The 15,805-nt window shown below is 55.7% G+C and carries 10 protein-coding genes; 6 read left to right on the top strand and 4 right to left on the bottom strand.

Annotated features, from left to right (window positions below; all coding sequences use genetic code 11):
* Positions 1 to 138: 138 nt before the first annotated feature.
* The 3 genes from AC3Y5R_RS21700 to AC3Y5R_RS21710 all read right to left on the bottom strand — a co-directional run bounded on the left by AC3Y5R_RS21700 (position 139) and on the right by AC3Y5R_RS21710 (position 3,929).
* A complete protein-coding gene (locus tag AC3Y5R_RS21700; protein ID WP_489923054.1) occupies positions 139 to 1,836 on the bottom strand; it encodes a M28 family peptidase in 1,698 nt (565 codons plus the stop codon).
* 87 nt (positions 1,837 to 1,923) lie between these two features.
* Entirely contained in the window at positions 1,924 to 2,724 is an 801-nt protein-coding gene (locus tag AC3Y5R_RS21705) for a transporter substrate-binding domain-containing protein (RefSeq protein WP_489923055.1), read from the bottom strand.
* Entirely contained in the window at positions 2,724 to 3,929 is a 1,206-nt protein-coding gene (locus AC3Y5R_RS21710; protein WP_489923056.1) for a M20 family metallopeptidase, read from the bottom strand. The genes AC3Y5R_RS21705 and AC3Y5R_RS21710 overlap by 1 nt, the downstream gene beginning before the upstream one ends.
* 147 nt (positions 3,930 to 4,076) lie before the next feature.
* Between AC3Y5R_RS21710 and AC3Y5R_RS21715 the strand changes: the two genes are divergently transcribed.
* The 5 genes from AC3Y5R_RS21715 to aceK all read left to right on the top strand — a co-directional run bounded on the left by AC3Y5R_RS21715 (position 4,077) and on the right by aceK (position 11,116).
* The gene (locus AC3Y5R_RS21715) at positions 4,077 to 4,943 is read left to right on the top strand and encodes a LysR family transcriptional regulator (RefSeq protein ID WP_489923057.1); all 867 of its coding nucleotides are present in this window, start codon (positions 4,077 to 4,079) and stop codon (positions 4,941 to 4,943) included.
* A gap of 104 nt (positions 4,944 to 5,047) precedes the next feature.
* Positions 5,048 to 5,977: a homoserine O-acetyltransferase MetA gene (gene metA, locus AC3Y5R_RS21720; protein ID WP_158781711.1), complete on the top strand. Its 930-nt coding sequence runs from the start codon at positions 5,048 to 5,050 to the stop codon at positions 5,975 to 5,977.
* A gap of 386 nt (positions 5,978 to 6,363) precedes the next feature.
* Positions 6,364 to 7,962: a malate synthase A gene (gene aceB, locus AC3Y5R_RS21725; protein WP_489923058.1), complete on the top strand. Its 1,599-nt coding sequence runs from the start codon at positions 6,364 to 6,366 to the stop codon at positions 7,960 to 7,962.
* 18 nt (positions 7,963 to 7,980) lie between these two features.
* A complete protein-coding gene (gene aceA / locus AC3Y5R_RS21730; RefSeq protein WP_489923059.1) occupies positions 7,981 to 9,285 on the top strand; it encodes an isocitrate lyase in 1,305 nt (434 codons plus the stop codon).
* A 19-nt stretch (positions 9,286 to 9,304) separates the two neighbouring features.
* Entirely contained in the window at positions 9,305 to 11,116 is a 1,812-nt protein-coding gene (gene aceK, locus AC3Y5R_RS21735) for a bifunctional isocitrate dehydrogenase kinase/phosphatase (RefSeq protein WP_489923060.1), read from the top strand.
* On the opposite strand, the gene iclR is transcribed toward aceK, so the two are convergent.
* Positions 11,070 to 11,900, bottom strand: coding sequence for a glyoxylate bypass operon transcriptional repressor IclR (gene iclR / locus AC3Y5R_RS21740; protein WP_489923061.1), 831 nt, complete (start codon positions 11,898 to 11,900; stop codon positions 11,070 to 11,072). The two genes, aceK and iclR, sit on opposite strands and share 47 nt — an antisense overlap.
* Positions 11,901 to 12,098: 198 nt before the next feature.
* Between iclR and metH the strand changes: the two genes are divergently transcribed.
* Positions 12,099 to 15,782 (top strand): methionine synthase, encoded by a 3,684-nt coding sequence (metH, locus tag AC3Y5R_RS21745; RefSeq protein WP_489923062.1) that lies wholly within the window; start codon positions 12,099 to 12,101, stop codon positions 15,780 to 15,782.
* Positions 15,783 to 15,805 lie beyond the last annotated feature (23 nt).

Genomic DNA, 15,805 nt, shown 5'->3' on the forward strand with positions numbered 1-15,805 from the left:
CGCCGATGGTAGTGTGGGGTCTCCCCATGCGAGAGTAGGGAACTGCCAGGCATCAAATAAAACAGAAAGGCCACCCTTACGGGTGGCCTTTTTGCTTTCAGACAGGAACCCCGGCCTGACGGCCGGGGTTTTTTGCGTTTACGATCCGGAAATCTTTTCCAGCAGCTCGCCACTTTGCCGCAGCAAACTCACTGCCCGATCTCGCTGGCGAATAAACTGTGTCATCATGGTGAGAAAAGTGAGCGGCGTTGTGGTCTGCTGCCGCTGCTCGCGTAAGAGCTGCAGACCGGGGAAAGCTCCCCCATGGTAGCTCAGATCATAATGGTAATCATCAGTTGAGCTGTAACGGACGCGGTGCCATAAGGCCACGGCCTGGCAAACAGCTTGCCTCTTACTTTGGTCTTCCTGAAATCCCTCAATATCAGCAAGTTGTTTCATTAGTTGCAGCAGTTCGCTTCCGATCGGCGCAAGATCAAACTGCGGGTCAAGAGAGTGTTGTAACTGATCCAGCTCCTGAACCAACAACGTCAGATAGCCGGCAGGATCCACGGGTAATGCTTCGTCACAGAGTAATTGTGTCAGCCAGCCAATGTGGATTCGGCAGTCGCGCCAGAGAATGGCATCGTCGACTTTGTCACGGGTATCTTCCTCAGTATGCCACCACCAGCCCCCACCGCTGCCTGGTGACTGGCTGATGCGGGTTTCCGGCTCCTCGCGGAAGGCAAAATGCAGTGGAATACCACAGCCCCAGAAAGACTGATCGCCACCTTTTCCCAGCGGGGTGATGCGACGCGCGGGCTTGCCTGTCACCTCATTGATTATCTGATTCAGGTAACCGGTCTTCTCCGCGCCGCTGGCATTGACCACCACTTCAGTTGCGTCTTTGCAACCGGGTGAATCTACATTGAGATGCGCCACGCAGCGCTGTTGAAGTTCACGGCGATAAAGGTCGGCGTACCAGGTCGATCCGCCATAACGGGCATTGGAATGTCCGGGCCACCAGGCAATGCGTAATCCACGCTTTAACAGAGGCTGCTGCTGATGGAAGTATGCTGCAACGGCCAGGCAGAGTGCATTGCCGGTGGCATTATCCGTCAGACCCTGATGCCAGGAATCATAGTGGCTGGAGAGCAGGACAAATTCGTCGATCTCACCAGGAATATCCACAACGGGCAGGCTACAGTGAGCAACATGCTCATTCAGCGTTGTGGTCAGCCTGGCAGCAACAGACCCCTGATTGCGGCGTACAATCTCCAGCAACTGACGGCCAAGTTGATGGTTAACTGAAATAACGGGAAGGGCAGGATAGAGCTGCATATCATCAGGAACCGGCGTGCCCCAGACCGGCCCCACCGTCTCTTCATGCAGCGCTTCTTCAGCCGATCCCCAGATATGGATCAAGCCAACCGCCCCGGCCCGGACCAGGCGCTGAACATAATCTTCAAAAGCCTGATCGGCAATCACAATCTTACCACGCACTGAAGCTTCCCAGCCTGCCCGCTCCAGGTCAGCGACCTGCTGAAGGGAACGCCGGTCATAAACCAGCGTTCCTGTCACCCCATCCGGGCAGTTTGCTGAAAAAGAACGGGTTTTCGCCTCCCCCTGCCATTGTGGAAAATCCGGCAAAGTCAGCGAAGCCGACAGCGGATCGCTGAGATACAGCTGGCAGGTTTCACGCACGGGAGAGAGGCCCACGGCGCTAAGCTGTTGCATCAGCAGATCCACTGAGCGTTCTGCCTCTTCACTCCCCGAGAGGCGGTCCAGATGCATCCACCGATCCAGCAAAGCATCCATCAGTGGCGCAAGCTCAGTCCGGTCTGGCTCATTAAGTCGCATATGGATCTCCCTCTTTATCAGATTTTCTCTGCTGCATACGGTGTGCGCTCTTCATCTGATGTTCTCTGCTGCAAGCAGCCTCCCGACTCATTTCGCCGCTTCAGGCGTGGCCGTCCTGGTCACTTTCATCTCGATATCACCAAAGTAGTGCTGCTTAATCTTCTGCCAGGTGCCATCGGCCATGATCTTAGCCAACCCCTCATTCAGCAGTTTCTGCGTCTTCTCGTCGCCCTTGCGCACGCCATAGGCTGAACCGATGCTGAACAACACATCGTCACGCACTTCGGGGCCGGTCAGCGCAAAGTCTTTGCCTTCCGGCTTCTGTAAGAAGCCAAAGGTGACGGCAACGGCCGGGCTGAGCGCACCATCAAGACGGCCGGCCGCCAAATCCTGATAAATCACGTCCTGGTCGGGATAGGTTTTCACGCTGACGCCTTTTGGTGCCCAATACTTATTGGCGTACATCTCCTGAATAGATCCCTGCTGCACGGCGATATTTTTACCCTGCAGGGATTCTGGCGTAGGCTGCAAAGTCGAACCTTTTTGCGCCACCAGTTGTGAAGGAACGTGATAGATAAAGTTGCTGAAATCTATCGACTTTTTACGTTTAGTTGTCGCACCCAGCGGCGAGATGAAATCCACTTTCTTCGCCATCAGCGACGGGATCTCGGCATCAAAGCTGCTGACGACATACTCACATTTCACCGCCACTGCTTTGCAGACGGCATTGGTGATATCGATTTCGAAGCCGGTCGGCGTGCCGTTAACATCCCGGAACTGGAACGGTGGATAAGTCAGATCGGCACCGACACGCAGGGTTTCGCCTGCTGCCAGGGCGGAAGAACAACAGAGGGCCAGCATCGCCAGCGTCAGAATACGGGTTTTCATTATTTTGCTCCTGCCGTAATCGTTTGTGATTGCCACTCGATAAACTCGCTCCTGACGGCCATCAGCCGGGCCTCATCGTGGCATAAGTCATAAGCCGTCATCGCCAGCGCTTTTGCGGCGGTCAGCATGGCGGTTAATCCTGCCGGGGAGCCTGCCGCTGCGGCAAACTCCGGCGTGTGGGGCGTTACATCGCCAATGCGCAGATAGGGATGGATAGCCGCAGTGATCTGGCTGACGTTGCCAATATCGGAAGAGCCGACGCCGCCACTTTTTGGCGGGTCATAACTCTCCACGCCCATCAGCGTCAGGTTGCGGGTAAAGCTCTCTGCCAGGGCCAGATTGTTGTTCCGCTCGGCGTAGATCAGGCCTTCTTCAATCTCCACACGAGCCCCGGTCATCTCTGCTGCCCCTTTCGCTGCGGCATAAACCTTACGGCGAACCTCACTCAGACCACCCACGGTAGCTGCGCGGAGGATAAATTTGGCTTCGGCATAGGCCGGGACAATATTGGCTGCGCTACCACCGTTAGTGATTACGCCATGAACACGCACATCGTCGGTGAAGAACTGACGCAGGGCATTGATACCGTTGAAGGTGTGGATCACCGCATCCAGGGCGCTGATGCCAAGCTGGGGAGCGGAGGCGGCATGAGACGATTTACCGTAAAACTTAAACGTCGAGTCATGGCAGGCCAGAGCGCCGCGCACCACCATATTCTTCTCCCGTGGATGGAACATCATTGCCGCATCCACATCGTTGAAAACACCTTTTTCAACCATGATAATTTTGCCGCCGCCGTCTTCCTCTGCCGGAGTACCAATCACTTCAATGCAGCCATCAAAATCCAGCTCTGCTGCCTTCAACGCCAGGGCAGCCGTCACTGAAGCGCTGCCTATCAGGTTATGGCCACAGGCATGTCCAAGCTCAGGCAGGGCATCATATTCGGCCAGAAAAGCAATGGTCGGGCCGCCTGTGCCTTTACGCCAGGTCGCCCGGAAGGCTGTTTCCAGCCCACCGGTGCCGGTTTCAATGGTAAAACCCGCGTTGCGTAGTGGGGCAATCAGTGCCGCCGCCGAACGGTGCTCTTCAAAGCTCAGTTCTGGATTCTGGTGCAGGTTCAGCGCCAGCTCCTGCATCGCCGGGCTGATTGCCTCTACGGCATAAATAATTTTATCTTTCTGCGCGTTTTTGGTGCGTACAGACATGTTGGCTCCCCAATCAGGTGCAGTTAATTTCTGTTAAATTAGAGTGTTAAACAGATATAGGCTTTTTTCTGCACAATTCCCAATTGAGCTTTTTTATGGCTTGCAAAGTCTGCCCAAAAAATATTTTATGGAGGTAGGGTTTCTGGCATGGCAGAGAGCGAGATGAATGAAAAAGACTGGTTAATTATCCGGACCGTTTGGCAGTACAAAAACATCACCCGCGCTGCCGAACAGCTGTTTACCTCTCAGCCTGCGCTGAGCTACCGGTTAAAGCAGATCGAGCGCAAGTTGTCGATCCAGCTGTTTGAGGAGAGTGGGCGCGGGCTGACATTTTCCGCTCAGGGACGCTATCTGGCGCAGCATGCGGAAACCGTACTGGACGAATTGCATCTGTTGAAAACCACTCTGCAAAGCCTGAATGGCCCGCAACAGGGGGAATTGCGCATGGGCGTTTCCAGCAATTTCGCCGCCTATCGTCTGCCCGATCTGCTGGCCGAATTCAGTCAGCAGCACCCCGGTATCAACATCAATCTGGTCAGCGGCCTCAGTGAAGAGATGTACCTGAAACTCCAGCGTGGCGATGTGCATCTGGCGCTGGTGAAGGACGATTACGGCTGGAAAGAGGGCAAAAGGCTGATCGATGAAGATAACTACTATCTGATCAGTCGGCAGCCAATTGACCTGGCGCTACTGCCCCATCTGCCGCAGATTAAAATCAACCATGGCGGCCATATCACGCGGCTGATTGAACGGTGGTGGAATGCCAATTATTCACTGGCACCTCGCGTGGCGATGGGCGTGGACAAACTGGAAGTGTGCCTGGCCATGGTCGAAAGGGGGATGGGCTATGCCATTGTCTCCAGCTATCAACCGCTGGCGGAGTCGCTGTTTCGCACGCCGATTGTAGTGGGCAATGAACCGGTGAAAAGCCGCACCTGGCTGTTATATCGCCATGCCAGCGCCGATGCTGCCGTGACGCTGCCTTTCGTCGAGCTGTTCAGCGACCACAGATGAAACATTTTCAACTATCAGATGAAACCTCGACATTTACCGGTGCGCACGTTATCTTTGGCTATCTGGATGTCTAAACGTTTAAATGGTTAGTTGAGGGAGAGGTTATGCCAATCAGGGTACCCGATGAGTTACCAGCCGTGAATTTCCTGCGCAACGAGAACGTCTTTGTGATGACTTCCTCACGCGCCAGCACTCAGGAAATCCGTCCATTGAAGGTGCTGGTGCTGAATCTGATGCCGAAAAAGATTGAGACAGAAAACCAGTTTCTCCGTCTGCTCTCCTACTCGCCATTACAGATTGATATTCAGCTGCTGCGCATCGACAGCCGTGAATCGCGTAATACGCCAATGGATCACCTGAATAACTTCTACTGTAATTTCGAAGATATTCAGCATGATAACTTTGACGGACTGATCGTCACCGGCGCGCCGCTGGGGTTGGTTGATTTTAATGATGTGGCCTACTGGCCGCAGATCCAGCGTGTACTGCACTGGGCGAAGGAGCATGTGACCTCCACGCTGTTTGTCTGCTGGGCCGTGCAGGCCGCACTGAATATTCTTTATGGCATTCCGAAGCAAACCCGCGAGAACAAGCTGTCTGGTGTGTATGAACACCAAATCCTGCATCCTCATGCTTTACTCACCCGTGGCTTTGACGACAGCTTCCTGGCACCGCATTCACGCTATGCCGATTTCCCCAGCCAGCTGCTGCGCGATTACACCGATTTAGAGATCTTTGCTGAATCGGATCAAACCGGAGCCTATCTGTTCGCCAGTAAGGACAAACGGCTGGCCTTTGTTACCGGCCATCCGGAGTACGATGCGCTGACGCTGTCGGGGGAATATCATCGCGACTATGAAGCCGGACTGAACCCGGAAATTCCATTTAATTATTTCCCGCAGAATAATCCTGAGCTGCCACCACGTGCCAGCTGGCGCAGCCATGGTAACCTGCTGTTTTCTAACTGGCTGAACTATTACGTCTATCAGATCACCCCATTCGATCTGCGGCATATGAATCCGACACTGGAATAGCGGATCCTCTGGATCAGTTAACGCAGAGAACAGCGCCGATCGCACCTAAAGATCGGCTTTTTTATTGCCTCTTACTCTGCCATTTCCCCCTGATTGACTGCTTTATCGATCTCCTGTCGCTCCTCCGTAGCCCTTCTGCCGACCTGTTTCCCACACCTTGCCTCTACCTGATAAATAGAACACGAAAATGCCTTCTTTCCTGAAGATAAATTTAATCATCTATTAATCAATATGTTGTTGTGAATTTAAGTAATAAATGGAAATAGTTTTTGATTTTGTTATTTGGTTGTTTATATTTTGATCCTGCGGGTTAAAAAACACCCAGCGGCAGGATCGTCCTCTCAGCAGGGACGGTTACCAGACAGGATCGATGACGGGAGTGAGTTATGACACAACAGGTTATCAGCACGGAACTGGCGTTCCAGCGCCCTTTTGGTAAGGCAGAACGGCAAATTCTGACCGATGCTGCAGTGGATTTCCTTGGCGAACTGGTGGCGAAATTCGCTCCGCGTCGTGCGGATTTAATGGACGCCAGAGTCAGGCAGCAGCAAAAATTTGATGCTGGCGAGTTGCCAGGATTCATTACGGAAATGGATTCCATTAAAAACAGCGAGTGGAAAATTCGTGGGATCCCGGAAGATTTGCAGAATCGCCGTGTGGAGATCACCGGACCGGTCGAACGCAAGATGGTGATCAACGCGCTGAATGCCAATGTGAATGTTTTTATGGCGGATTTTGAAGACTCGCTGGCACCCAGCTGGGATAAAGTGATCGACGGCCAGATCAACCTGCGCGATGCGGTAAACGGCACCATCAGCTACAGCAATGAAGCGGGGAAGATCTACCAGCTTAAGCCCGATCCTGCGGTACTGGTTTGCCGCGTACGCGGTCTGCATTTACCGGAGAAGCATGTCACCTGGCGCGGCGAAGCGATCCCCGGCAGCCTGTTCGATTTTGCCCTGTACTTCTTCCACAACGTGGATGCTCTGCTGGCGAAAGGCAGTGGTCCCTATTTCTACCTGCCGAAAACACAAAGTTGGCAGGAAGCAGCCTGGTGGAGCGACGTTTTCAGTTATGCAGAGGATCGTTTTGATCTGCAACGCGGCACGATTAAAGCCACGCTGCTGATCGAAACGCTGCCTGCAGTCTTTCAGATGGACGAGATCCTGTTCAGCCTGCGAGATCATATCGTTGGCCTGAACTGCGGCCGCTGGGACTACATCTTCAGCTATATCAAAACTCTGAAAAATCATCAGGATCGCGTTCTGCCTGACCGGCAGTCCGTCACCATGGAAAAGGGCTTTCTGGATGCCTACTCCCGACTGTTGATCAAAACCTGCCATCGTCGCGGCGCTTTTGCGATGGGCGGCATGGCGGCGTTTATCCCCAGTAAAGAGACGGAACGCAATCAGTGGGTCCTTAACCGGGTGAAGGCGGACAAAGAGCGCGAAGCGGCAAATGGTCATGATGGCACCTGGATTGCCCATCCGGGCCTTGCTGATACGGTGATGGCGGTCTTTAACGAGGCGCTGGGCGAACGGACAAATCAGCTCAATATCCTGCGTGAAGACGATGCGCCAGTGACCGCAGAGCAGCTGCTCGAACCTTATGCCGGTGAGCGTACCGAAGCAGGAATGCGCGCCAACATTCGCGTTGCTGCCCAGTACATCGAGGCGTGGATATCCGGCAACGGCTGCGTACCGGTTTACGGACTGATGGAAGATGCCGCCACGGCTGAGATTTCCCGCACCTCAATCTGGCAATGGATACGCCACGGTAAAACGCTGGAGAACGGCCAGACCGTCACCGCAGACTTGTTCCGCCAGATGCTGGCGGAGGAAATGCTGGTTATCCAGCAGGAACTGGGCGAACAGCGCTACTGCCAGGGCCGTTTTACCGAAGCCGCAGAGTTGATGGAGCGCATTACTACCGAAGCCGAACTGGTCGAGTTCCTGACTCTGCCGGGCTACCGCTTACTTCACTGATAACAGGGGATTACCGCTATGACTTCTCGTGCCCAACAGATTCAGCAAACAGAACAGGCCTGGCGCAATGCACGCTGGGAAGGCATCACCCGCCCGTACACGGCGGCCGAAGTAGTGAAGTTGCGTGGCTCAGTGAACCCGGCATGTACGCTGGCGCAGCACGGTGCGGAAAAGCTCTGGCACCTGCTTAATGGCGGGGCCAAAAAAGGCTATATCAACAGCCTCGGAGCGCTGACCGGAGGCCAGGCGCTGCAGCAGGCCAAAGCCGGTATTGAGGCGATCTACCTCTCTGGCTGGCAGGTGGCAGCAGATGCAAACCTGGCCGGTAGCATGTATCCCGACCAGTCATTGTATCCGGCGAACTCGGTGCCGTCGGTGGTGGAGAAGATCAATAACACTTTCCAGCGCGCTGACCAGATCCAGTGGGCGAGCCAGATTGAGCCGGGCGACCCGCGCTATGTAGACTACTTCCTGCCGATCATTGCGGATGCGGAAGCCGGTTTCGGCGGCGTGCTGAATGCTTTTGAACTGATGAAGGCGATGATCCAGGCGGGGGCGGGCGGCGTACATTTTGAAGACCAGCTGGCCTCGGTGAAAAAGTGCGGGCATATGGGCGGCAAGGTGCTGGTCCCCACTCAGGAAGCGATTCAGAAGCTGGCAGCGGCCCGCCTGGCAGCCGATGTGATGGACGTACCGACCGTGCTGATCGCCAGAACCGATGCGGATGCGGCGGATTTGATCACTTCAGACTGCGACGAATATGACCGGGAATTTATCACCAGTGAACGTACGGCGGAAGGCTTCTTCCGCACCCGCGCCGGGGTGGAACAGGCCATCAGCCGCGGGCTGGCCTATGCGCCTTATGCCGACGTGCTGTGGTGCGAAACCTCAACGCCCGATCTGGAGCTTGCCCGCCGCTTTGCCGAAGTAATCCATACCCGCTTCCCCGGCAAACTGCTGGCCTATAACTGCTCGCCGTCGTTTAACTGGAAGAAGAACCTTGATGACCGCACCATCGCTCACTTCCAGCAGTCGCTGGCGGACATGGGTTACCGCTTCCAGTTCATCACCCTGGCCGGTATCCACAGTATGTGGTTCAACATGTTCGACCTGGCACAGGCTTACGCCCAGGGGGAAGGTATGAGGCACTACGTGGAAAAAGTGCAGCAGCCTGAATTTGCCGCGCGGGAGCAGGGCTACACCTTCTCTTCGCATCAGCAGGAAGTGGGGACCGGCTATTTCGACAGCGTCACCACCATTATTCAGGGGGGCGTATCGTCGGTAACGGCGCTGACCGGCTCGACTGAAGAACAGCAGTTCTGATTGTCTGACAGGAGGCCCCATGCCACAACTGGAAACGCTGATCGCCCGGACCATCCTGCAGGGATTCGATGCGCAATATGGCCGGTTTCTGGAAGTAACGGCTGGGGCTCAGCAGCGTTTTGAGCAGGCGGACTGGCACGCCGTGCAGGAAGCCATGAAGGAGCGCATTCACCTTTACGATCGTCATGTCGGGCTGGTGGTGGAGCAGTTGCGCTGCATCACCGGCCAGCAGGTTCACGGCGGGGATTTCCTGCTGAGGGTGAAGGCAATTTACACGGATTTGTTGCCGGACTATCCCCGCTTTGAAATCGCCGAAAGTTTTTTTAACTCAGTCTATTGTCGCCTGTTCGGCCATCAGCTGCTGACGCCGGAAAGGTTGTTTATCTTCAGCTCTCAGCCGGAGAGGCGTTTCCGCTCCATTCCCCGCCCGCTGGCAAAAGAGTTCTTAGCCGCTGCAGGCTGGTATGCACTGCTGAGCAGCGTGCTCAAAGATTTGCCGCTGCGGCTGCCGTGGCAGGATCTGGCGCGGGACATCCGTTTTATCATTGCCCACCTGCAGGAAAACTTTGCTGAGGACGACCTCGCACAGGGATCGCTGCAGGTGGCTAACGAACTGTTTTATCGCAATAAAGCAGCATGGCTGGTGGCTAAATTGCGCCTGCCATCCGGTGTTTACGCTTTTCTGCTGCCGATCCATCGCAGTGAACAGGGCGAGCTGTATGTGGATACCTGCCTGACGCGCAGGCGCGAGGCCAGCATCGTGTTTGGCTTCGCCCGTGCCTATTTTATGGTGTATGCACCGCTGCCCGCCGCGCTGGTGGAGTGGCTGCGTGAAATCCTGCCCGGTAAAACCACGGCCGAACTGTATATGGCAATTGGCTGCCAGAAGCATGGAAAAACAGAGTGTTACCGCGAATACCTGACTTACATGGCAGAAACGCAGGAGCAGTTTGTGATTGCGCCCGGCGTGCGGGGGCTGGTGATGGTGGTGTTCACCCTGCCTGGTTTCGATCGGGTATTCAAGGTGATCAAAGATCGCTTTGCGCCGCAGAAAGAGGTTACGCCGGAACGGGTCCGGCAATGCTATCAGCTGGTTAAAGAGCACGATCGTGTGGGCAGGATGGCCGACACCCAGGAATTTGAAAATTTCGCTATCGATAAAGCCCGCATCGGCGAACAGTTGCTGGCTGAATTACAGCGCGAGATCCCGGAAAAACTGTGTGAGGAGGGGGATAAGCTGGTGATCAGCCACCTCTACCTGGAACGCCGGATGACGCCGCTGAATATCTGGCTGGAACAGGCAGATGCACAGCAACGGCGCGAAGCGATTGAGGAGTACGGCAATGCGGTCAGGCAACTGGCAGCGGCAAACATCTTCCCCGGAGACCTGCTGTATAAAAACTTTGGCGTCACGCGCCACGGCCGGGTGGTATTCTATGACTACGATGAAATCAGCTATATGACTGAAGTGAATTTCCGTGAGATCCCGGCTCCGCGCTACCCGGAGGATGAGCTGAGCTTTGAGCCCTGGTACAGCGTGGCCCCGGAAGATATTTTCCCCGAGGAGTTTCGCAACTATCTCTGCGCCGATCCGGCGATTGCCACGCTGTTTGAAGAGATGCACAGCGAGCTGTTCAGCGCCCGCTACTGGCAAAGCCTGCAGGCGCGCATCCGTGCCGGGCATATTGAGGATGTTTACGCCTACCGCCGCCGTCAGCGCTTCTGCCAGCGCTACGGGTCAGAGCAAAGGGCGTCCAGCATCCGGCTTTCCGCCCTGACAGAGACTAGCGAATGCCACCGTACTCGCGGGTCACTTCCTTCGCTGCCTTGATCACCAGCGCACCCAGCTCGGTCACACGATCGTCGGTTACGCGGGAAATCGGGCCGGAGATGGAGATGGCTGCAAAGGGTTCGTGATGCTCGTCGTATATGCACGCCGCCAAGCAGCGCAGCCCCAGCGCATGTTCTTCGTCATCAAAGGCGTAACCCATCTTACGCACCAGCGCGAGGTTCTCTTTCAGGCTGTGCGGCGACATCAGCGTCTGTGGCGTGTAGTGGTGCAACCCCTGGCGATGCAGCAATTCGCTGACCTGCGCATCATCCAGATTGGCGAGGAAGGCTTTACCCGCGCCGGAAGCGTGCATTGGCAGCTTGCCACCAATAGGAGCGGACATGCGCATCAACTGGGTGCATTGCACCTGGTCAATGATCACCGCCTGACGGTCGCTGAGATCCAGCACTGCCAGATTGACCGTTTCGCCAGAATCTTCCATCAGCTTGCGCAGCATCGGATGCACCAGCGCCAGCAGGTTACGGCTTTGCAGAAAGCTGCTGCCAACCACGAAAGCGTGTGCGCCAATGGTCCACAGGCCAAGATCGCCCACCTGGCGAACAAAGCCCTGCTGTTGCATGGTGGTCAGTAAACGGTGGGTGGTGGAGTTTGGCAGCCCGGCCTGCTGGGCAAGCTCGGTCAGTGCCACGCTGCCGTGCGATTCGGCGATAAATTCCAGTAATTTAAGACCGCGGGTCAGCGACTGTACCTGACCGGCTGGCTGAACGGATTGAGCGGCAGCGCGGGGTTTCTTGCCGCGTTTCACCACTGCGGGGGTAGCCATAGCAGGCTCCTTAGTTTTCACCATGTGGAAATCATTTTCGTTTTATTGGTCAATAATGCAACGTCAGTCTGACTGGTCGGAGCAGTTTCCTCCACAAGCTGAAAATCTCTCAAGATCGCTGACTTTGTCCTGCCGGAAAGTTATGCCAGTATGTTCTGCTGGCAGATTTGCCGCAGGGTGACGTGGAAGAGGTTGAGAGTGACAGACAAAACAGAAGAGCTGCGTCAGCAGCTGGCAAAGCGCATCATGGTGCTGGACGGCGGCATGGGCACCATGATCCAGAGCTATCGTCTGGAAGAAGAGGACTTTCGCGGCGAGCGGTTTGCCGACTGGCAGAGCGACCTGAAGGGCAACAACGATCTGCTGGTCCTCACCCGTCCGGACGTGATCGGTGCCATTCATAACGGCTATCTGGAAGCCGGAGCCGACATTCTCGAAACCAATACCTTCAACTCCACCACCATCGCCATGGCCGATTACCATATGGAATCGCTGTCGGCAGAAATTAACTTTGCTGCGGCAAAGCTGGCGCGGGCCTGCGCCGATGAATGGACTGCACGCACGCCGGATAAGCCGCGCTATGTGGCCGGAGTGCTTGGTCCGACAAACCGCACCTGTTCAATTTCCCCGGACGTTAACGATCCAGCTTTCCGTAACGTCACCTTTAACCAGCTGGTGGATGCCTACCGCGAATCCACGCGGGCGCTGGTGGAAGGCGGGGCGGACATCATCATGATTGAGACGGTGTTCGACACCCTCAACGCCAAAGCGGCGATTTTCGCCGTGCAGACTGAGTTTGAAGCGCTTGGCGTGAAGCTGCCGCTGATGATTTCCGGCACCATCACCGATGCCTCCGGGCGCACGCTCTCAGGGCAGACTACCGAAGCCTTCTATAACTCCCTGCGTCACGCAGAGCCGCTCTCTTTTGGTCTGAACTGTGCCCTCGGGCCGGATGAGCTGCGCCAGTATGTGGCGGAGCTGTCGCGAATTGCGGAAGGCTACGTGACCGCGCACCCGAATGCAGGTCTGCCTAATGCCTTCGGGGAATATGATTTAGACGCGAAGATCATGGCGGAGCAGATTGGTGAATGGGCGCAGTCCGGCTTCCTGAATATCGTGGGTGGCTGCTGTGGTACCACTCCTGATCACATTGCGGCGATGGCGAAAGCCGTAGAGGGTGTGGCTCCCCGTCCGCTACCTGAGCTCCCGGTTGCCTGTCGACTTTCCGGCCTGGAGCCGCTGACCATCAGCGCCGACTCGCTGTTTGTTAACGTCGGCGAACGGACCAATGTGACCGGCTCGGCTAAATTTAAGCGTCTGATTAAAGAAGAGAAGTATAACGAGGCGCTGGACGTTGCCCTGCAGCAGGTTGCCAGCGGCGCGCAGATTATCGATATCAACATGGATGAAGGGATGCTGGATGCGGAAGCGGCGATGATGCGCTTCCTCAACCTGATTGCCGGTGAGCCAGATATCGCCCGGGTGCCGATCATGATCGACTCTTCGAAATGGGAGGTGATTGAAAAAGGCCTGCAGTGCATCCAGGGCAAAGGCATCGTTAACTCCATTTCAATGAAAGAAGGCGTTGAGGTCTTCGTGCATCATGCGCGGCTGGTCCGGCGTTATGGCGCGGCGATGGTGGTGATGGCCTTTGACGAAGTGGGTCAGGCCGACACCCGCGAACGTAAAATAGAAATCTGCCGCCGGGCCTACAAGATTCTGACAGAAGAAGTCGGTTTCCCGCCTGAAGACATCATTTTCGACCCCAATATCTTCGCCGTTGCCACCGGGATTGAAGAACATAATAACTACGCGATGGACTTTATCGGTGCCTGTGAAGACATCAAGCGCGAGCTGCCTCATGCGATGATCTCTGGCGGTGTCTCCAACGTGTCATTCTCCTTCCGTGGGAATGATCCGGTGCGTGAAGCGATCCACGCGGTGTTCCTTTACTACGCCATCCGCAACGGTATGGATATGGGCATCGTCAACGCCGGACAGCTGGCGATCTACGATGACCTGCCTGCTGAACTGCGTGATGCGGTCGAGGATGTGGTGCTCAACCGCCGCGATGATGGCACCGAGCGGCTGCTGGAGCTGGCAGAAAAATACCGTGGCAGTAAATCCGACGATGAAAGCAACAAACAGCTGGCAGAATGGCGCAGCTGGGAAGTGGAAAAACGTCTGGAATACTCGCTGGTTAAGGGCATTACCGAGTTTATCGAAGTGGATACTGAGGCCGCACGGCAGAACGCCAGCCGCCCGATCGAAGTGATCGAAGGGCCGCTGATGGCCGGGATGAACGTGGTCGGTGACCTGTTCGGTGAGGGCAAAATGTTCCTGCCTCAGGTGGTGAAATCGGCGCGCGTAATGAAGCAGGCTGTGGCCTATCTGGAACCCTATATTGAGGCCAGCAAAGAGAAGGGCAGTACCAACGGCAAGATTGTGCTGGCAACGGTGAAGGGGGATGTGCACGACATCGGCAAGAACATCGTCGGCGTGGTACTGCAGTGTAATAACTACGAAATTATCGACCTTGGCGTGATGGTACCGGGCGACAAAATCCTGAAGACGGCCCGTGAGCACAATGCCGATATTATCGGGTTATCCGGCCTGATCACGCCGTCGCTGGATGAGATGGTCAACGTTGCCAAAGAGATGGAGCGCCAGGGTTTTACCGTGCCGCTACTGATTGGTGGAGCAACCACCTCTAAAGCGCATACCGCCGTAAAAATCGAGCAGAACTACAGTGGCCCGACGGTTTACGTGCAGAATGCCTCGCGTACCGTGGGCGTGGTGTCGTCACTGCTTTCGGCCGCTCAGTACGATGATTTTGTTGCCCGCACGCGGAAAGAGTACGAAACCGTCCGCATTCAGCATGGCCGTAAAAAGCCGCGTACGCCGCCGGTCAGTTTGCTGGTTGCCAGAGATAACTATCTGGCGCTGGACTGGGAGAACTATACACCTCCGGTAGCGCACAGGCTGGGTGTGAGCGAAGTGAGCGCTAACATTGAAACGCTGCGCAACTACATCGACTGGACGCCATTCTTTATGACCTGGTCGCTGGCTGGCAAATATCCCCGCATTCTGGAAGATGAAGTGGTGGGCGAAGAGGCGAAACGCCTGTTTGCCGATGCCAATGCGATGCTGGATGAGCTGAGCGCCAAAAAATCGCTTAATCCGCGTGGCGTGGTGGGGATTTTCCCGGCTAACCGCGTGGGCGACGACATTGAAATCTATCAGGACGAATCCCGTTCCCACGTTTTGCAAGTGAGTCATCACTTACGTCAGCAGACAGACAAAACGGGCTTTGCGAACTACTGTCTCGCCGATTTTGTCGCCCCGAAATCCAGCGGAAAGGCTGACTACCTCGGCGCGTTTGCCGTGACTGGCGGACTGGAAGAGGATGCGCTGGCTGAGGTGTACGATGCGCAGCACGATGATTACAACAAGATCATGGTGAAGGCGCTGGCTGACCGGCTGGCCGAGGGCTTTGCGGAGTATCTGCATGAGCGGGTGCGTAAGGTGATTTGGGGCTTTGCCGCCACGGAAAACCTCAGCAACGAAGAGCTGATCCGCGAAAACTATCAGGGCATCCGCCCGGCACCCGGCTACCCTGCCTGCCCGGAACACACCGAGAAAGAGACGATCTGGCAACTGCTGGATGTGGAATCCCATACCGGGATGAAGCTGACGGAGTCTTTCGCCATGTGGCCGGGCGCGGCGGTTTCCGGCTGGTATTTCAGCCATCCGGAGAGTAAGTACTTCGCGGTGGCGCAGCTGCAGCGCGATCAGATTGAAGATTACGCCCGCCGTAAAGGGTTGCCGGTCAGTGAGGTCGAGCGCTGGCTGGCACCTAACCTGGGGTATGACGCGGACTGAGACCGGTTTTCAGACCTGCAGGA

The sequence above is a fragment of the Erwinia sp. 009765445 genome (genome assembly GCF_058137865.1).

Coding starts and splice junctions, on each gene's coding strand:
- iclR (WP_489923061.1), bottom strand. CDS start 11,900: ATGGCTACCCCCGCAGTGGTGAAACGCGGCAAGAAACCCCGCGCTGCC.
- aceK (WP_489923060.1), top strand. CDS start 9,305: ATGCCACAACTGGAAACGCTGATCGCCCGGACCATCCTGCAGGGATTC.
- AC3Y5R_RS21715 (WP_489923057.1), top strand. CDS start 4,077: ATGGCAGAGAGCGAGATGAATGAAAAAGACTGGTTAATTATCCGGACC.
- AC3Y5R_RS21705 (WP_489923055.1), bottom strand. CDS start 2,724: ATGAAAACCCGTATTCTGACGCTGGCGATGCTGGCCCTCTGTTGTTCT.
- AC3Y5R_RS21700 (WP_489923054.1), bottom strand. CDS start 1,836: ATGCGACTTAATGAGCCAGACCGGACTGAGCTTGCGCCACTGATGGAT.
- aceA (WP_489923059.1), top strand. CDS start 7,981: ATGACTTCTCGTGCCCAACAGATTCAGCAAACAGAACAGGCCTGGCGC.
- aceB (WP_489923058.1), top strand. CDS start 6,364: ATGACACAACAGGTTATCAGCACGGAACTGGCGTTCCAGCGCCCTTTT.
- metA (WP_158781711.1), top strand. CDS start 5,048: ATGCCAATCAGGGTACCCGATGAGTTACCAGCCGTGAATTTCCTGCGC.
- AC3Y5R_RS21710 (WP_489923056.1), bottom strand. CDS start 3,929: ATGTCTGTACGCACCAAAAACGCGCAGAAAGATAAAATTATTTATGCC.